The organism is Streptomyces sp. NPDC101132 (assembly GCF_044759225.1).
Lineage (GTDB): Bacteria > Actinomycetota > Actinomycetes > Streptomycetales > Streptomycetaceae > Streptomyces.
The window spans coordinates 162,036-179,008 of record NZ_JBIVYX010000011.1; the positions used below are offsets into that span (position 1 = coordinate 162,036).

The following is a 16,973-nucleotide window of genomic DNA, read 5'->3' on the forward strand; positions in this document are numbered from 1 at the left end:
GACTGACACGCCATGACGGCCACCGCCCCCGCCCCCGCCCGATCGCTCAGGCCCCGGCGGCCCGGGCAGCCGCTGCTCCGGCAGCCGGCGCTCCGACGGCCCCTGCGCCCGCAGCAGCTGCTCCGGCTGCTGCTGGTCGCCGCGGCCCTGCTGGGCTCGCTGGTCGCCACCGCCGCACCGGCCGTGGCGCACGCCGCGCTGACCGCGAGCGATCCCAAGGACGGGTCGGTGGTCGCCACGGCCCCCGCCCAGGTCACGCTCTCCTTCTCGGAGCAGGTGGCCATGGGCGAGGACTCGATCCGGGTCATGGACCCCAGCGGCAAGCGGGTCGACACGGGTGAACAGCGGGACCTGTGCGACGGCACCACCGTCAGGTACGGGGTCCAGCTGCACGCCGGCCTGCCCAACGGCACGTACACGGTGGCCTGGCAGGCGGTGTCCGCCGACAGCCACCCGATCTCCGGTGCCTTCACCTTCTCGGTGGGCGCGCCCTCCACGACCACGGTGACGCTGCCGGAGCAGGAGGCGGGCGGCGGTCCGGTGGGCTTCGCCTACGGCGTCGCGCGCTACGCCGCCTACGCGGGCTTCGTGCTGCTGGTCGGCGGCGCGGCCTTCGTGCTGCTGTGCTGGCAGCGCGGGGCGGGGGTCAGGCCGGTCCAGCGGGTGGTGCTGTACGGCTGGGTGACGCTGACCGCTGCGACGCTGGCGATGCTGGCGCTGCGTCATCCGTACACGGGCTCGGGGAAGTTCGCCGACGCCTTCGACCTGTCCGGGCTGAAGGCGGTGCTGGAGACCAAGACCGGTGCCTCGCTGGTGTCGCGGCTGCTGCTGCTCGGCGCCACCGCGCTCTTCCTGGCCGTGCTCTTCGGGGCGTACGCGCGCCGGCAGGCGGCCCGGGAAGGGGTGGCGGACGCCGAGACGGCCGAGCGGCTCCGCAAGGAGACCGGCGACCTCACCTTCGGTCTGGGCGTCGGCGGCGCGGTGGTGGCCGGCGGCATCGCAGCCACCTGGGCGCTGTCCGAGCACGCCTCGACCGGCGTCCAGCCCGGCATCGCGATGCCGGTGGACATCGTCCACCTGCTGGCCGTCGCCGCCTGGCTGGGCGGTCTGGTCGTGCTGCTGGTGGCCCTGTACCGGGTGCCGGGCATCGAGCGGGCCGCCGTACTGCGGTTCTCCCGGGTGGCGTTCGTCAGCGTGGCCGTACTGGCCGCGACGGGCGTCTACCAGTCCTGGCGGCAGCTCGGCAGCTGGTCGGCCCTGACCGGGACGGCGTACGGGCAGCTCCTGCTGGTGAAGGTCGGGCTGGTCGCGGTCCTGGTGGGCGTGGCCTACCTGTCCCGGAAGTGGACGGCGCGGCTGGGCGCGGGACCGGCGGAGAGCGAACAGGGCGCGGGCCAGGGGGATGTTTCACGTGAAACACACCCCGAGGCCGAGGCCAAGGCCGGGGTCGATTCCGAGCCCGAGCCCGAGCCGGTGACCGTGCCCGCGGACCCGAAGCGGGCCGCGCAGCTCGCCCGTCAGCGGGCCGCCCTGGCCACCGCCCGGGAGAAGAAGGTCCGCGACGCGGACCCCGGCCGGGCGGGGCTGCGGCGCTCGGTCCTGACCGAGGCGGGGGTGGCCGTGGTCCTGCTGGCCGTCACCACCGTGCTGACGAGCACCGAGCCCGGCCGGGCCGCGGAGCAGGAGGCCGGGCGGAGCACGGCCACCAACTCCACGGCCGTGCCCAACCGGCCCATCAAGGTCACCCTCCCGTTCGACACGGGCGGCGAGGACGGCCAGGGGTCGGCACGGCTGGAGCTCGACCCGGGCCGGACCGGGGCCAACACCCTGCACCTGTGGCTCGCCCGGACGAACGGCAAGCCGCTGGACGCGCCCGAGGTGAAGGTGGCGTTCACGCTGCCCGCCAAGGACATCGGCCCGCTGCCGCTGGCCCCCGACCACGCGAGCACCGGACACTGGACCGCCTCCGGGGTCCAGCTCCCGCTCGCCGGGACGTGGCGCATCGACCTGACCGTGCGCACCTCCGACATCGACCAAGTGACCGTGCAGAAGACAGTGAAGATCGGCTGACCAGCGTGACCGACAGCGTGACCCACATCGAGATCTCCAGGCGGCGGCTGCTCGGCACCGTCGGTGCCGCGGGTGCCGCCGGGCTCGCGCTGGGCGCGGCGGGCGGGGCCCTGGGCGCCTCCGCCCTCGCGGACGGCGAGGCCACGGGCGGCGGTGCGGCCGGGGCCCTGGCCTCGCTGGGCGCCACCGAGGTGCCCTTCCACGGGGAGCACCAGGCGGGGATCACCACCCCGATGCAGGCGAAGGGGCACGTACTGGCCTTCGACCTGAAGCCGGGGGCGGGCCGCAAGGAGGCGGCCGCGCTGCTGCGCCGCTGGTCGGAGACGGCACGGCTGCTGATGGCCGGGTCCCCGGCCGGTTCCGGGGACACGGGGGTCGCTCTGGACGCCGGCCCCTGCTCGCTGTCGGTCACCTTCGGCTTCGGCCGCACCTTCTTCGACCGCACGGGCCTGGCCGCGCGGCGCCCGGCCGCGCTCGACCCGCTGCCGGAGTTCTCGTCGGACCAGCTCGACCCGCGCCGCAGCAACGGTGACCTGTGGGTGCAGATCGGCTCGAACGACGGGCTGGTGGCCTTCCACGCGCTGCGCGCGATCCAGAAGGACGCCGGGGACGCGGCCGCGGTCCGGTGGCAGATGAACGGCTTCAACCGCTCCCCCGGCGCCACGGGCAGGCCGATGACGGCCCGCAACCTGATGGGGCAGATCGACGGCACGGGCAACCCGAAGCCCTCCGAGCCCGACTTCGACCGCCGGGTGTTCGTGCCGGCCGCCGGGCCGGGCCCGGCCGAGCACGCGTGGATGGCCGGCGGCTCGTACGCGGTGGTCCGGCGGATCCGGATGTTGCTCGACGACTGGGAGAAGCTGTCCCTGGCGAAGCAGGAGCAGGTCATCGGCCGGAAGAAGGCGGACGGCGCGCCGCTGACCGGCGGCACGGAGACCACCGAGATGGAGCTGGACCGGATCGGCGCGGACGGGAAGCCGGTGATCCCGTCGAACGCCCACGCGCGGATCTCGGCTCCCGAGCAGAACGGCGGCGCGGCGATGCTGCGCCGGCCCTTCTCGTACCACGACGGGATCGGGACGGACGGGACCCCGGACGCGGGCCTGCTGTTCATCTGCTGGCAGGCCGATCCGCTGCGCGGCTTCGTCCCGGTGCAGCGGAAGCTGGACCGGGGGGACGCCCTGTCGGCGTTCGTCCGGCACGAGGCCAGCGGGCTGTACGCGGTACCGGGCGGCCCGAAGCCCGGCGAGTACGTGGGCCAGCGGCTTCTCGAAGCGTGAACGGCTCCGGCCGCCGGTCCCCGGGAGCACTAGGCTGATCGCATGTCGGCCACCCGCTTCACGTATCTCGGTCCCGAGGGCACCTTCACGGAAGCCGCCCTCCGCACGCTGCCCGAAGCCGCCACCCGGGAGCTCGTTCCCATGGTGTCGGTGCCCGCCGCGCTCGACGCGGTGCGCAACGGGGAGGCCGCCGCGGCACTCGTCCCGATCGAGAACTCGGTCGAGGGCGGGGTGACGGCGACCCTCGACGAGCTGGCCGCCGGCGAGCCGCTGATGATCTACCGCGAGGTGCGGCTGCGGATCGCGTTCGCGCTGCTCGTGCGGCCGGGCACGAAGCTGTCCGAGATCAAGACGGTCACCGGGCACCCGGTGGCGCAGCCGCAGGTCCGCAACTGGCTGCGGGCCAACCTGCCGGACGCCGTCTGGGAGTCGGCCGCCTCCAACGCGGACGGGGCGCGGCTGGTGCAGGAGGGCCGGTACGACGCGGCCTTCGCGGGTGAGTTCGCGGCGGCGACGTACGGCCTGGAGCCGCTGGTCACCGAGATCCACGACGCCGAGAACGCCGAGACCCGGTTCGTCCTGGTGGGACGGCCGGCCCGGCCCTCCGCGCCGACCGGTGCCGACAAGACCTCCGTGGTCATCTGGCTCGGCGACGACCACCCGGGTGCCCTGCTGGAACTGCTCCAGGAGTTCGCGGTGCGCGGGGTGAACCTGATGCTGATCCAGTCCCGGCCGACCGGCGAGGGCATCGGCAACTACTGCTTCGCGGTGGACGCCGAGGGTCACATCTCGGACCGCCGGGTGGGCGAGGCGCTGATGGGCCTGAAGCGGATCTGTCCGAACGTCCGGTTCCTGGGGTCGTACCCGCGGGCGGGCGTCTCGGCCGCCGATGTGCGCGCGCCGCGGCCCGGGACTTCGGACGGTGACTTCACGGCCGCGTCGGACTGGCTGACTCGCTGCCTCGACGGCCGCGCCTGACCGGTCCGGCGGCTCCGTCCCCACCCCCGGGATTGTCCACAGAGTTATCCACAGGGAGGCTTCTCGACCTGGGGACAAGTCGACATCCGAGCACGACATCGTCGACAAATCGGTCGACGGAACCGGGTGACACCCCGACTCCCGGGAGATGAACGCCGTCACCCTCGCACCGTTGATCAACTCTTTGGGGCGAGCCATTCCCACCCGAATGAGTGTGTGATGGGGGTTTGGGCCGAGATTCCTTCGCCTCGCGAAGGGCTGGAGAAAGATCGCAATTCACATCCACAGCCCGCCCCCACAGCCTGTGGATAACGCACCCTTCCTGTGAATTCCTGTGGACAACCGGACCCCGGCGACCCGCTCCCCCCAAGGGGTCCGACGGCCGGAGGACCGTCACCCACCTGTCCCGCCGCGCCCCTTTTCGGAGAAAGGGCACCCTTTTATCGACTTCGGCGGAGGGATCGGTTCCGGCCACACACCCCCAGATTTCCATTCACGGCAATTAGGACATAGTGACACGCAGCGTGATATCGGTGTCCGGCCCCGAAGCCCAGGCCGGTAGCCTGGTGGGGTGATTGACCTCCGGCTGCTCCGTGAAGACCCTGACCGTGTCCGCGCCTCGCAGCGCGCCCGTGGAGAGGACGTCGAGCTCGTCGACGCGCTGCTCTCCGCCGACGAGCGCCGCAGGTCCTCCGGCGTGCGCTTCGACGAACTGCGCAACGAGCAGAAGTCGCTGGGCAAGCTCATCCCCAAGGCCTCCCCGGAGGAGCGGGCCGAGCTCCTGAAGCGCGCCGAGCAGCTGAAGACCGACGTCAAGGCCGCCGAGGCCGAGCAGAACGAGGCCGACGAGGCCGCCAAGGCACTGCTCCTCCAGCTCGGCAACATCGTGCACCCCGACGTGCCCGTCGGCGGCGAGGAGGACTTCACCGTCCTCGAGACCCACGGCACGATCCGCGACTTCGCCGCCGAGGGCTTCGAGCCCAAGGACCACCTGGAGCTGGGCGAGGCGCTGGGCGCCATCGACGTCGAGCGCGGCGCCAAGGTCTCCGGCTCCCGCTTCTACTACCTGACCGGCGTCGGCGCGCTCCTGGAGCTCGCCCTCGTCAACGCCGCGATCGCCCAGGCGACCGAGGCCGGCTTCATCCCGATGCTCACCCCGGCGCTGGTCCGCCCGCGCGCCATGGAGGGCACCGGCTTCCTCGGCCAGGCCGCGGAGAACGTGTACCACCTGGAGAAGGACGACTACTACCTGGTCGGCACCTCCGAGGTCCCGCTCGCCGCGTACCACATGGACGAGATCATCGACGCCGACAAGCTGCCGCTGCGGTACGCCGGCTTCTCCCCGTGCTTCCGCCGCGAGGCCGGCACGTACGGCAAGGACACCCGCGGCATCTTCCGCGTCCACCAGTTCGACAAGGTCGAGATGTTCTCGTACGTCGCGCCGGAGGAGGCCGAGGCCGAGCACGCGCGGCTGCTGGCCTGGGAGAAGCAGTGGCTGAACTCCCTGGAGCTGCCCTTCCAGGTCATCGACGTCGCCACCGGCGACCTCGGCGCCTCCGCCTCGCGCAAGTTCGACTGCGAGGCGTGGATCCCGACCCAGGGCAAGTTCCGCGAGCTGACCTCCGCCTCGAACTGCGACGGCTTCCAGGCCCGCCGCCTGTCGGTGCGCGTCCGTGACGGCAAGAAGATCCAGCCGCTGGCGACGCTGAACGGCACGCTGTGCGCCGTTCCGCGGACGATCGTGGCGCTGCTGGAGAACCACCAGCAGGCCGACGGCTCGGTGCGGGTGCCCGAGGTCCTCCGCCCCTACCTCGGCGGCCGCGAGTTCCTGGAGCCGATCTCCAAGTGAGTTTCCCGTACCGGCTGATCGCGACGGACCTCGACGGCACGCTGCTGCGGGCCGACGAGTCGATCTCGGAGCGGACGCGCGAGGCGCTCGCCGCGGCCACCGCGGCGGGCGCGGCGCACATCGTCGTGACCGGACGTTCGGTGCCCTGGACCCGCCACATCCTCGACGACCTGGGCTACCAGGGGCTCGCGGTGTGCGGCCAGGGCGCGCAGGTGTACGACGCCGGGGCCCACAAGCTGCTCACGTCGGTGACGCTCGACCGGCAGCTCGCCGGGCTGGCGCTCGCCAAGATAGAGGCGGAGCTGGGCCCGGTGGCGCTGGCGGCCAGCCGGGACGGCATCGACGGCGAGGTGCTGGTCGGACCGGGCTATCGGGTGCAGGAGGGTCCCCTCCCGCACGTGTTCCTGGACGACCTGGCCCAGCTGTGGACGGCGCCGCTGAACAAGCTCTACATCCAGCACCCCGGCATGGACGACGACGCGCTGGCCACGGCCGCGCGGCAGGTCGTGGGCTCGCTGGTCGACATCGTGATGGCCGGTCCCGGCGTGGTGGAGATCCTCCCGCTGGGGCTGACCAAGGCCACCGGGCTGTCGCTGGCCGCCCGGCGGCTGGGCGTGAAGAAGGACCAGACGATCGCGTTCGGCGACATGCCGAACGACGTCCCGATGTTCGGCTGGGCCGCGCACGGCGTGGCCATGGCCAACGCCCACCACGAGCTCAAGGCCGTCGCCGACGAGGTGACGACGTCGAACGAGGAAGACGGCATCGCGGTGGTGCTGGAACGCCTGCTCGGCGCCGCCTGACCCGTACGCGACGCGCTCACCGGAGTCCGGGGCCGCCCGCGCCTTGCGGCGCGCTCGAAGCGGCTGCCCCGGACCCGGATCGTTCCCCCGCGGGTTTCACTCTGCCGTCGGCGGCCCGTACGTACCAGCGAATTTCCCGGCCCTGCCGGCCCTCCCGGCCCCTTCAGGGGGCGGGTTCGTCCTCGCGGGCGAGGATGTCCGGGTGGGGGTGCGCCGGGCTGCGCGTGAGGGGCCAGGACAGCAGGCCGATCGCCAGCGAGATGGCGTGGCCGAGGTCGGTGAAGGTGCCGCCGGTCAGCAGCGGTACAGCGAAGAAGGCGACCGCCCCGACGAGGTAGAACCAGCGCCAGGGGCCGGGCAGCCGGTACGTCAGGACGCCGACCGCGGCGGCGAGTCCGTAGCTCACTCCGATGTCGACCACGTGGGCCATGCTGCGCGGTGCGCGGTCGTCCCGGATGGCCATCAGCACCACGTCCTGACTGACCAGGGTGGCGACGACGTGGGCGGTGGCCACGATCACCAGCCAGCGCAGGGTGCCGAGCCAGCGCTCCACGTTCGCATGGAAGACCTCGAAGAGCACCGCGTACAGCAGCAGCGAGGCGGGGTTCTCGATCCAGAAGGCGCTGCCGACCAGCGCCTCGACCGGGTGCTTGACCAGCTCGTGGATGTTGCTGCTGTGGCGGTGCAGCAGGAAGTGCTCGGTCCGGTCCGGCACGATCACCACGACGAGGCTGGTGAACGCGATGACCGCGAGCCATACGTGCGTACCGGGCGAGGACCGGATCCAGGACCGCACGGGCCGGGACGGTTCGGGTCCGGAGTGAGACGTCATGATCCGATCATCACTCCGGACCCTGTGGTCCGCCCGGTACGCCCGCGCGGAGGGTCACCTCCCCGGGGCGCGCGGCCGGATGAGGGGCACTCACCCGGCCGCGCCGCGGCTCACTCCTCCCCGGCGAGAGTGAGGCGGCGCAGCTTCTGGCCGGCGAACCAGGTCGCCACGACGGTCACGGCGGCCAGCAGGACCGCGGCGGTGGGCAGGCCGACCGCGGAGTCGACCACGCCCGGGCCGGTGACCTTCTCGGCCAGGGCCAGCGACCACTGCTGGACGCTGAGGGTCTTGGCGCCCGGCACCAGGGAGCCGAACAGGGACTCCCAGACCAGGGCGTAGACCAGGCCGAAGACCACCGCGTGGCGGCTGACCGTGCCGAGGAGCAGGAAGAGCGCGCTGTACGCGATGGAGGCGACCAGGGTCGCGACGGTGAAGGCCACCGCGATCTGCTGGCCGTTGCCGTTCAGGATCAGGCCGGCGAGCAGGGTGGGGACCGCCGAGAAGACCATGGTCACGGCGATGGCGACGGTCAGCTTCGTCATGATGATCGTCGGACGCTTCACCGGCTTGGCGAGCAGGTAGACGATCGAGCCGTCGTCGATCTCCGGGCCGATGGCCCCGGTGCCGGCGATCACGCCGATCAGCGGCACCATCGTGGCCAGCGCGAAGCCGCCGAGGAGGCCCGCCGCGGTGGTGTCGTCCGCGCCGTTGAGGAGCCGGACGGCGACCGCGATGACCAGGAGCAGGGCGGGCAGCGCGAAGAGGATCAGGGCCCGGCGGCGGCCGAGCAGGGCCCGGTAGGTGAGGCGGGCGACCGTGGGGTTGTACATCGATGCCAGCTCCTTCAGGCCGCTACGAGGTAGGAGAAGACCGACTCGAGGGACTCGTCGGAGGGCGAGACCGTCAGCAGCCGGATGCCGTGCTCGCGGGCGACCCGCGGCAGCAGCTCGGTGAACCGGCCGAAGTCGACGGCCTGGATGCGCAGGGCGCCCTCGGCGTGGTCGACCTCGATCCCGGCCGTGGACGGGTCGGCGATCAGGGCCGCCGCCAGCGCGCGGTCGTCGGAGGAGCGGACGAGGTAGCGGTGGGGGCGGTCCGTCATCAGGCGGCGGATCTTGCGGAAGTCGCCGGAGGCGGCGTGCCGGCCGGCGACGACGACCTCGATGTGGGAGGCGAGCTGCTCGACCTCCTCCAGGATGTGGGAGGAGAAGAGGACCGTGCGGCCCTCGTCGCCCATCCGCCGCAGCAGGTCCATCAGCTGCATCCGCTGCCGCGGGTCCATGCCGTTGAACGGCTCGTCGAGCAGCAGCACCGACGGGTCGTGGACGAGCGCGGATGCCATCTTGACCCGCTGCCGCATGCCCTTGGAGTACGTGGCGATCTTGCGGTCCTGCGCGTACTCCATCTCGACCGTGGCCAGGGCGCGCTGCGCGGCCCGGGCGTCGAGCCCGTGCAGTTCGGCGTTGGCGACGACGAACTCACGGCCGGTCAGGAAGTCGTACATGGCCTCGCGCTCGGGCACCACGCCGACGTGCTGGTAGATCTGCTCGTTGCCCCAGATCGGGGAGCCGTCGAGGGTGACGGTGCCCGTGGAGGGCGCCAGGAAGCCGCCCATCATGTTGATCAGGGTGGACTTGCCGGCGCCGTTGGGACCCAGCAGACCGGTCACCCCGGGGCGGATGCTCATCGTGACGTCGTTGACGGCGACGACGTTGCCGAACCAGCGCGACGCGTGGTCGATGTCGATGGTGGTCACAGTCCGGCCTTCCGGTAGCGGGCCATCAGGACGCCGTACGAGCCCGCGATGACGCCGAGGATGACGAGCAGGTAGACGAAGCCGACGCCGGTGGAGGGGACCACCTCGCCCGGGAAGGCGGAGTCGGCACCCAGGAACACCGACTGGAAGCCGCTGATCAGGGTGATCGGCGAGAACAGGCCGAGCCACTCGATGGGGCCCGGGGCGCCGGTCTCGTGGGCGATGACCTGCACGGTCGAGACCGCGCCGAAGGGGATGACGAACAGCGCGATGACGGCGGCGACGCCGAAACCGCGGCGCGGCGTGAGGGCGGCCATCACCAGGCCGATGCCCGAGAAGAGGAGCGAGAGCAGGAGCACCGAGACCAGTCCCTGGGCGAACCCCTTGGTCTGGTCCGCGAAGTCGAATTTGGCCAGCAGCGCGCCGATGTACATGATCAGCAGCGGCGTCGCCGTGAGGACGAAGAGCGCCGAGGCCATCGCCGCGAACTTCGCGAGGACGTAGTCGACGCGCTCGATGGGCCGCGAGAAGTACAGCGGCACGGTCTTGAAGCGCAGGTCGCGGGAGACCGACTGGGGGGCCTGCGACGCGACGTAGAGGCCGATCACCATCTGGAGGTACAGGGCGTAGCCCGTGTACTTGATGGGCAGGTCGGTCGAGCCCGGTACGGCGATGGCCACCGCCACGATGATCGCGGCCGGCGCGCACATGATCCCGAAGAGGAGCATCGGCAGCACCTTGGACTTGGCCGAGCGGCCCAGGCCGTACGCGCCGCGCAGCGACTGCGAGTACAGCGAGCGGCGGGCGTAGGCGCGGCCGAGGCGGGCCCCGTCGTAGGAGCGGTAGCCGATGTTGTGGATCTGGGTGGAGGTCTCAGGCGCCATGGCTCCCGGCTCCCTTCCGGTCCTTGAAGACCTCCGCGATGTGGTGGCGGCGCTGCTCCATGCGGACCAGGCCCAGGCCGAGGCCGGCGACGGTGTCGCGCACCGTGTCGTACGTCTGCTCGCCGGTGGCCTCGACGAGGAGGACGTGGCCCGCGCCGGGCAGGCCCTGCTCCGTGCTCACGTGGAGCGTGACGCCCGCGGCGACGAGGGCCTCGCGCAGGGCGCGGGTGCCGTCCGGGTGGGCGTCGGAGTCGGTGACCTCGACCGCGAGGGTGGTCGTGGTCTGCGTGAAGTCGCTGGTGGAGCTGGAGCGGAGCAGCTTGCCGCCGTCCACGACGACGACGTGGTCGCAGGTGCGCTCCAGCTCGCCGAGGAGGTGGGAGGTGACCAGCACCGAGATGCCGAAGTCGGTGTAGACCCGGCGGATGAGGCCGAGCATCTCGTCGCGGCCGACCGGGTCCAGGCCGTTGGTCGGCTCGTCGAGGAGGACCAGCTGCGGGTCGTGGACCAGGGCCTGGGCGAGCTTGACCCGCTGCTTCATGCCGGTGGAGTAGCCGCCGATGGGGCGGTACCGCTCCTCGTACAGGCCGACGTGCCGCAGCGTGTCGGCCGTGCGCTCGCGCGCGGCCGTCGGCGGCAGCCCGGACATGCGCGCCATGTGGACGACGAACTCGGTGGCCGAGACGTCGGGCGGCAGGCAGTCGTGCTCCGGCATGTAGCCGACGCGCTCCCGGATGGCGCCGCCACTGGTGGCGACGTCCAGCCCGAGCACGGAGGCACGGCCCTCGGTGGCCGGGGAGAGCCCCAGCAGGATCTTGATGAGCGTGGACTTGCCGGCTCCGTTGGCGCCGACCAGGCCGGTTACGCCGGGGCCGATGTCCAGGGAGAGCCGGTCAAGGGCGGTCACTTCCGTGTACCGCTTGCTCAGGCTTTCGGTCGCGATGACAGTCACGGTTCGACGGTAGTGGCGCAGGCCACGCGGATCGTCACTCTGTAGCGGGTTACCGTTCTCCGCCTTGGGTCGTACATGCCCGTAGGGGAGGCAGGACCCGAGAGCTACCCCGGAAGGCCGCCGAAAGGTTTTCCACAGGTGTGTGCACGGCTCTTGACGTCATCTCCAGGCATTGTCACATTCATCAGTGTCAACTTACGGGCACGTACGGCTACCGGGACGGGGCTGGCATGGCAGGGGACGGGTTCCAGGAGTTCCGCGGGTTCAGGGAAGTGCAGCGGCTCGCCTACGAGTGCGCCGAGGCGGTCGCCGCGCGGCTGCGGCCGGGCGTCACCGAGCGGGAGGCGGCGCGGATGCAGCGGGACTGGCTGCGCGAGCGCGGGGTGACCGACTGGTTCCACCTTCCCTTCGCCTGGTTCGGCGACCGGACCGCGTTCACGGACTTCAGGATCCCGCTCCAGTTCTTCCCGACCAACCGGCGGCTGGAGGCGGGGATGCCCTTCATCCTCGACATGGCCCCCGTTTACAAGGGCTACACGGCGGACATCGGCTACTCGGGCTCCCTCGGGCCGAACCCCGTACAGGACCGGCTGATGGCCGACCTCAGGGCGCACCGCGAGCTGATCCTGACGCAGGTCCGCGAGCGCCGGTCGCTGCGCGAGATCTACGAGGACGTGGAGCGGCTGATGATCCGCCAGGGGTACGCCAACCGCCACCGCGCCTATCCCTTCGGCGTGATCGCGCACAAGGTGGACCGGGTGAAGGAGCGGCGCTGGTCACCGACGGCCTTCGGGTTCGGCACCCAGTCGCTCAAGGGGCTGGTGAGCGACGCCCTGCACGGGCACCGTGAGGGCTGGTCGCCGCTGTGGAGCCCGTACAAGTTCTCGGACCACCCCCCGCAGCCGGGGCTGTGGGCGGTCGAACCCCACCTGGGCTTCCGGGGCACCGGCGCGAAGTTCGAGGAGATCCTGGTCGTCACCGACTCCCGGGATCCCGAGGAGAGCGCCTACTGGCTGGACGACGACCTGCCGCACGTGCGGCGCTGGGCAGAGGAGAAGGCAGCGTGAGCATGGCCGTTCTGGGCGGGGCGCGGGAGCGCCGGATACACACAGGGGGCGTCGAGCTCTGCGTCGCGGAGCTCGGGGACGCGGGCCGGCCGACGGTCGTGCTGGTGCACGGCTACCCGGACAGCAAGGAGGTGTGGTCGGAGGTCGCGGCGCGCCTGGCCGAGCGCTTCCACGTGGTGCTGTACGACGTGCGCGGGCACGGGCGGTCCACGGCTCCGGTGCCGCTGCGCGGCGGGTTCACGCTGGAGAAGCTGACGGACGACTTCCTCGCCGTGGCCGACGCGGTGAGCCCGGACCGCCCGGTGCACCTGGTGGGCCACGACTGGGGCTCGGTGCAGGCCTGGGAGTTCGCCACGGTCAAGCGCACCGAGGGCCGGATCGCCTCCTTCACCTCGATGTCCGGGCCCTCCCTGGACCACTTCGGACACTGGATCAAGAAGCGGATGGCGCGGCCCACCCCGCGCCGGGCGGCCCAGCTGCTCGGGCAGGGCGCCAAGTCCTGGTACGTCTACATGCTGCACACCCCGGTGCTGCCGGAGCTCGCCTGGCGCGGCCCCCTCGGCAAGCGCTGGCCGGGGATCCTGGCCCGGGTCGAAAAGGTGCCGGCGGGGGAGTACCCGACGGCCTCGCTGCCCTCGGACGCGGCGCACGGCGCCTGGCTCTACCGCGACAACGTCCGCGCCAGGCTGCGCCGGCCGCGCGCCGACGCGTACGCCCACACCCCGGTCCAGCTGATCACGCCGACCGGTGACGCCTTCCTCTCGGAGCGGCTGTACGACGACCTGGAGCTCTGGGCGCCGAACGTGCTGCGCCGCACCCTGCCGGCCAAGCACTGGGTGCCGCGCACCCGGCCCGACCAGCTGGCGGCCTGGATCGGCGAGTTCGTCGAGGCGCAGGAGGACCGGGCGGCCGCCGGTGCGGCGGGTACGACGGCCCCGGCGGCGGCCACCGGCCGGTACGCCGACCGGTTCGGCGGCCAGCTGGTGCTGGTGACCGGGGCCGCGAGCGGCATCGGGCGGGCCACCGCCTTCGCGTTCGCCGAGGCGGGGGCCCGGGTCGTGGCCGTGGACCGGGACGGCGAGGGCGCGGCGCGCACCGCCGAGATGGCCCGGCTGCTCGGCTCCCCGGAGGCCTGGGGCGAGACGGTGGACGTCAGCGACGAGCAGGCGATGGAGCAGCTGGCCGCCAAGGTCGCGGCGGAGTACGGCGTGGTCGACGTGCTGGTGAACAACGCGGGGATCGGACTGTCCGGGTCGTTCCTGGACACCACCGCGGAGGACTGGAGGAAGGTCCTCGACGTCAACCTCTGGGGCGTCATCCACGGCTGCCGGATCTTCGGCAGGCAGATGGCCGAGCGCGGCCAGGGCGGCCACATCGTCAACACGGCCTCGGCCGCCGCGTACCTGCCGTCCCGGACGCTGCCCGCCTACAGCACCTCCAAGGCCGCGGTGCTGATGCTCAGCGAGTGCCTGCGGGCGGAGCTGGCCGGCAAGTCCATCGGCGTCTCCGCGATCTGCCCGGGCATCGTCAACACCAACATCACCGCCACCACCCGCTTCGCCGGGGTCGACGAGGCCGAGCAGAAGCGCCGTCAGCAGAAGTCCTCGCGCCTCTACGGCCTGCGCAACTTCCCGCCGGAGAAGGTGGCCGACGCGATCCTCCAGGCCGTGGTGAAGAACCAGGCGGTGGTGCCGGTGACCCCCGAATCGCGCGGCGCCCTGTGGATGTCCCGGTTCACTCCCCGGACCCTGCGGGCGATCGCCCGGCTGGAGCCCAGGCTGTGACCGCGTACGCCACCCGCAGAGAGCCCGGCACGGCCATACCCTGCTGATTCCGCCGGTCGTACCATCCCTCGCAGGAGGGCTCGCCGCACAGGGCGGCCGAGCACCTGGCGGCCCCACCGGCCGCCCGGGCCGCGGCGGGCGGTGCCGGCGGGCGGCGATGTCGTAGGGAGTGCTGAGTGTCCGAGCAGGCGGTGGCGGAGTACCGGATCGAGGATCTGGCGCACCACAGCGGAGCCACGGTGCGCACCATCAGGGCGTACCAGGACCGCGGGCTGCTGCCGAAGCCGGAGCGGCGCGGCCGGTCCAACGTGTACCGGGACACGCACCTGGCCCGGCTGCGCCAGATCGCCGACCTGCTCGACCGCGGCTACACCCTGGCCTCCATCAAGGAACTCCTGGAGGCCTGGGACGCGGGGCGGGGCCTGGGCGGCGTCCTCGGTCTGGTGGCCGAGGTGCACGGGCCCTGGACCGACGAGGAGGCCGCCCGGATCACCCGGGAGGAGCTGAACGACCGCTTCGGGGGCAGGCCCGACGACCGGGCCGTCGACGAGGCGGTCGAGCTCGGAGTGCTGGAGCGGGTGCCGGGCACCTCGGACGAGTTCCTGGTGCCCAGCCCGCAGGAGCTGGCGGTGGCGGCCGAACTGCACGCCGCGGGCGTGCCGCTGGACGCGATCACCGGGCACCTGCGCGAGCTGCGGGGGCAGGTGGAGTCGATCGCCTCGCGGTTCCTGGACTTCACGACCGAGCACGTCTTCGCCCGGTACCTCGGCTCGCACCCGCCGACCGACGCGGACGCCGCCGAGGCGGCCACGCTCGTACGCCGGCTGCGGCCGCTGGCCCAGCAGACGGTCGACGCCGAGCTGGCCCGCGCCATGCGGCTGTTCGCCACCCGCCACCTCCAGCGGCACCTGGGGGCGGCCGGCCAGCCGGTGTCCCCGTCGGGCCCGTCCCCGGTGGCGCTGCCGGCCGAGACGGTGCGCGCGGTGCAGGAGCTGGTGGGGCCGGCCCACGTGGCGGCCTTCGTACGGGCCGCCACCGAGCGGGAGCTGCAGGCCCGGACGATGAACGAGCTGGCCTCACGGAAGGGTGACTGACTTACCCACAGGGTTGCCCACAGACGATCACTCAATCGCCGACATACCCCGGCAAATGGGCTGTGGATAACCGACCGTGACTGTGGATTGCGTCAACTCGCCGCACGATAGGCGGTGTTGATGGGCGTCACCTCGGCGTCGCGCGCCCGCTCCCGCCCGTACAGGACCAGCGACAGCGCCAGGCCGAGTCCGCCGCCGACCAGCTGGGCGGCCACGAAGCCGGGCACGGAGGCGGGGGCGATCCCGGTGAACGAGTCGGAGAAGGCGCGGCCGACCGTGCCGGCCGGGTTGGCGAACGAGCCGGACGAGGTGAACCAGATCGCCGCGGCGATGTACCCGGCCACCGCGGCCGGGACCAGCCGCGGCCGTCCGATCCTCCCGAGCCCCTGGATGACCAGCACCAGCCCGGCGGTGGCCACCACCTCCCCGACCAGCAGGTGCGCACCGTCCTTGGCCTGCGCGGCGAACGCCCCCGGCGTCCTGCCGAACATCACCTCGGCCAGCACCGCTCCGGCCACGGCACCCACGGTCTGGGCGACCACGTACACGCCCGCCGCGCGCCCGGTCAGCCCCTCACCGCCGGTGCGCCGGGTCCACCAGGAGACGAGCGTGACGACCGGGTTGAGGTGGGCGCCGGAGAGGGGCCCGAACAGCGTGATGATCAGCCCCAGGCCGATGGCGGAGGCGGTGGCGTTGGCGAGCAGCGCCACGCCCGTGTCCCCGCTGAGCGCGGCGGCCTGGATGCCGGAGCCGACGACGATCGCCAGCAGCGCGGCGGTACCGGTGAACTCGGCGGCGGCCCTGCGTGGCAGCGAGGCGGAAGCGGGCATGGTGGTGTCCCCCTGGAACGGATGGGTCGACGGTCGTCGACGACGAAGTGGTGGGTGGACCCGGCGACGGATGTCTTCACGTGCGGAGTCCTAACGGAAAATGTATTTCGTATCTTGGAAGTGCGATAGAGGGGGTCCACCCCTCGTCCGCCGCCGGGTCGGCCCGGCCTGGCGGCGGCAGAACCGGAAAAGGGCATGCCGGGGCCCCTGCCCTGCGGGCACGCTGGGCCCATGGACGAACGCCGCACCGTGAAGGTGTCGAAATATGTCTCGAAGCACCTGAGACATCAGCCGGAACGCATCGGACTGGTGCTCGACGCCCAGGGCTGGGTGGAGATCGACGACCTGCTCGCGGCCGCGGCCGCACATGGCTTCGCCTTCAGCAGGGCCGAGCTCGACCACGTCGTGGCCACCAACGACAAGCGCCGCTTCGCCGTGGAGGGCACCCGCATCCGCGCCAGCCAGGGCCACACGGTGACCGTCGACCTCGGCCTGCCCGAGGCCGAACCGCCCGCGTACCTCTACCACGGCACCGTGCCCGCCGTGATCACGGCGATCCGCACCGAGGGGCTGCGGCCCATGCGGCGCCACCACGTCCACCTCTCCGCCGACCGGGAGACCGCGACGCGGGTGGGCGCGCGCCGGGGCCGTCCGGTCGTGCTGAGCGTGGACGCGGCGGCGATGCGCGCCGCCGGTCACTCCTTCCGGATCAGCGAGAACGGCGTGTGGCTGGTGGACGCCGTGCCGCCGGAGTTCATCCGCTTCCCCTGACCCCGGCCCGCCCGCAGGAACGC

The 16,973-nt window shown here is 72.3% G+C and carries 15 protein-coding genes; 9 read left to right on the top strand and 6 right to left on the bottom strand.

Features of this window, described 5'->3' with window-relative positions; all coding sequences use genetic code 11:
* Window positions 1–12 precede the first annotated feature (12 nt).
* The 5 genes from ACIQUR_RS25230 (at window position 13) to ACIQUR_RS25250 (ending at window position 6,980) form a co-directional block, all read left to right on the top strand.
* Window positions 13–2,070 carry a copper resistance CopC/CopD family protein gene (locus ACIQUR_RS25230; protein ID WP_403668317.1) on the top strand — a complete coding sequence of 686 codons (2,058 nt, stop codon included), beginning with the start codon at window positions 13–15 and terminating at the stop codon, window positions 2,068–2,070.
* Between the two features lie 5 nt (window positions 2,071–2,075).
* The gene (gene efeB, locus ACIQUR_RS25235; RefSeq protein ID WP_403668320.1) at window positions 2,076–3,350 is read left to right on the top strand and encodes an iron uptake transporter deferrochelatase/peroxidase subunit; all 1,275 of its coding nucleotides are present in this window, start codon (window positions 2,076–2,078) and stop codon (window positions 3,348–3,350) included.
* 42 nt (window positions 3,351–3,392) lie between these two features.
* Window positions 3,393–4,328, top strand: a complete 936-nt coding sequence (pheA, locus tag ACIQUR_RS25240; RefSeq protein ID WP_399944251.1) for a prephenate dehydratase — start codon at window positions 3,393–3,395, stop codon at window positions 4,326–4,328.
* 571 nt (window positions 4,329–4,899) lie between these two features.
* The gene (gene serS, locus ACIQUR_RS25245) at window positions 4,900–6,177 is read left to right on the top strand and encodes a serine--tRNA ligase (RefSeq protein WP_403668323.1); all 1,278 of its coding nucleotides are present in this window, start codon (window positions 4,900–4,902) and stop codon (window positions 6,175–6,177) included.
* Window positions 6,174–6,980 (top strand): HAD family hydrolase, encoded by an 807-nt coding sequence (locus ACIQUR_RS25250; RefSeq protein WP_403668326.1) that lies wholly within the window; start codon window positions 6,174–6,176, stop codon window positions 6,978–6,980. The genes serS and ACIQUR_RS25250 overlap by 4 nt, the downstream gene beginning before the upstream one ends.
* Before the next feature lie 163 nt (window positions 6,981–7,143).
* Here the strand turns inward: ACIQUR_RS25250 and ACIQUR_RS25255 are convergent, their stop codons facing one another.
* From ACIQUR_RS25255 to ACIQUR_RS25275, 5 genes are all read right to left on the bottom strand, one after another.
* Window positions 7,144–7,812, bottom strand: a complete 669-nt coding sequence (locus ACIQUR_RS25255; RefSeq protein WP_403668330.1) for a rhomboid-like protein — start codon at window positions 7,810–7,812, stop codon at window positions 7,144–7,146.
* A 110-nt stretch (window positions 7,813–7,922) separates the two neighbouring features.
* Complete coding sequence (locus ACIQUR_RS25260) at window positions 7,923–8,642, bottom strand: ABC transporter permease (protein ID WP_403668333.1); 720 nt, start codon at window positions 8,640–8,642, stop codon at window positions 7,923–7,925.
* A gap of 14 nt (window positions 8,643–8,656) precedes the next feature.
* The gene (locus ACIQUR_RS25265; protein WP_403668336.1) at window positions 8,657–9,568 is read right to left on the bottom strand and encodes an ABC transporter ATP-binding protein; all 912 of its coding nucleotides are present in this window, start codon (window positions 9,566–9,568) and stop codon (window positions 8,657–8,659) included.
* A complete protein-coding gene (locus ACIQUR_RS25270; RefSeq protein ID WP_403668339.1) occupies window positions 9,565–10,452 on the bottom strand; it encodes an ABC transporter permease in 888 nt (295 codons plus the stop codon). The genes ACIQUR_RS25265 and ACIQUR_RS25270 overlap by 4 nt, the downstream gene beginning before the upstream one ends.
* Window positions 10,442–11,404 (bottom strand): ABC transporter ATP-binding protein, encoded by a 963-nt coding sequence (locus ACIQUR_RS25275; protein WP_403668342.1) that lies wholly within the window; start codon window positions 11,402–11,404, stop codon window positions 10,442–10,444. The genes ACIQUR_RS25270 and ACIQUR_RS25275 overlap by 11 nt, the downstream gene beginning before the upstream one ends.
* Window positions 11,405–11,634: 230 nt before the next feature.
* Here ACIQUR_RS25275 and ACIQUR_RS25280 point away from each other — a divergent pair, with 230 nt between their 5' ends.
* The 3 genes from ACIQUR_RS25280 (at window position 11,635) to ACIQUR_RS25290 (ending at window position 15,349) form a co-directional block, all read left to right on the top strand.
* Window positions 11,635–12,471 carry a M24 family metallopeptidase gene (locus ACIQUR_RS25280; RefSeq protein WP_403668345.1) on the top strand — a complete coding sequence of 279 codons (837 nt, stop codon included), beginning with the start codon at window positions 11,635–11,637 and terminating at the stop codon, window positions 12,469–12,471.
* Between the two features lie 2 nt (window positions 12,472–12,473).
* Window positions 12,474–14,255 (top strand): SDR family oxidoreductase, encoded by a 1,782-nt coding sequence (locus ACIQUR_RS25285; protein WP_403668558.1) that lies wholly within the window; start codon window positions 12,474–12,476, stop codon window positions 14,253–14,255.
* Window positions 14,256–14,431: 176 nt separating this feature from the next.
* Window positions 14,432–15,349: a MerR family transcriptional regulator gene (locus tag ACIQUR_RS25290; protein ID WP_403668348.1), complete on the top strand. Its 918-nt coding sequence runs from the start codon at window positions 14,432–14,434 to the stop codon at window positions 15,347–15,349.
* A gap of 92 nt (window positions 15,350–15,441) precedes the next feature.
* On the opposite strand, the gene ACIQUR_RS25295 is transcribed toward ACIQUR_RS25290, so the two are convergent.
* Window positions 15,442–16,179, bottom strand: coding sequence for an aquaporin (locus ACIQUR_RS25295; RefSeq protein WP_403668351.1), 738 nt, complete (start codon window positions 16,177–16,179; stop codon window positions 15,442–15,444).
* Window positions 16,180–16,410: 231 nt separating this feature from the next.
* Between ACIQUR_RS25295 and ACIQUR_RS25300 the strand changes: the two genes are divergently transcribed.
* Window positions 16,411–16,950 (top strand): RNA 2'-phosphotransferase, encoded by a 540-nt coding sequence (locus ACIQUR_RS25300; protein WP_403668355.1) that lies wholly within the window; start codon window positions 16,411–16,413, stop codon window positions 16,948–16,950.
* Window positions 16,951–16,973 lie beyond the last annotated feature (23 nt).

Excerpts from the sequence above, each read along its gene's own strand:
- ACIQUR_RS25270 (WP_403668339.1), bottom strand. The coding sequence starts at position 10,452 with ATGGCGCCTGAGACCTCCACCCAGATCCACAACATCGGCTACCGCTCC.
- ACIQUR_RS25230 (WP_403668317.1), top strand. The coding sequence starts at position 13 with ATGACGGCCACCGCCCCCGCCCCCGCCCGATCGCTCAGGCCCCGGCGG.
- pheA (WP_399944251.1), top strand. The coding sequence starts at position 3,393 with ATGTCGGCCACCCGCTTCACGTATCTCGGTCCCGAGGGCACCTTCACG.
- ACIQUR_RS25260 (WP_403668333.1), bottom strand. The coding sequence starts at position 8,642 with ATGTACAACCCCACGGTCGCCCGCCTCACCTACCGGGCCCTGCTCGGC.
- ACIQUR_RS25285 (WP_403668558.1), top strand. The coding sequence starts at position 12,474 with ATGGCCGTTCTGGGCGGGGCGCGGGAGCGCCGGATACACACAGGGGGC.
- ACIQUR_RS25300 (WP_403668355.1), top strand. The coding sequence starts at position 16,411 with ATGGACGAACGCCGCACCGTGAAGGTGTCGAAATATGTCTCGAAGCAC.
- ACIQUR_RS25255 (WP_403668330.1), bottom strand. The coding sequence starts at position 7,812 with ATGACGTCTCACTCCGGACCCGAACCGTCCCGGCCCGTGCGGTCCTGG.
- ACIQUR_RS25280 (WP_403668345.1), top strand. The coding sequence starts at position 11,635 with ATGGCAGGGGACGGGTTCCAGGAGTTCCGCGGGTTCAGGGAAGTGCAG.
- ACIQUR_RS25295 (WP_403668351.1), bottom strand. The coding sequence starts at position 16,179 with ATGCCCGCTTCCGCCTCGCTGCCACGCAGGGCCGCCGCCGAGTTCACC.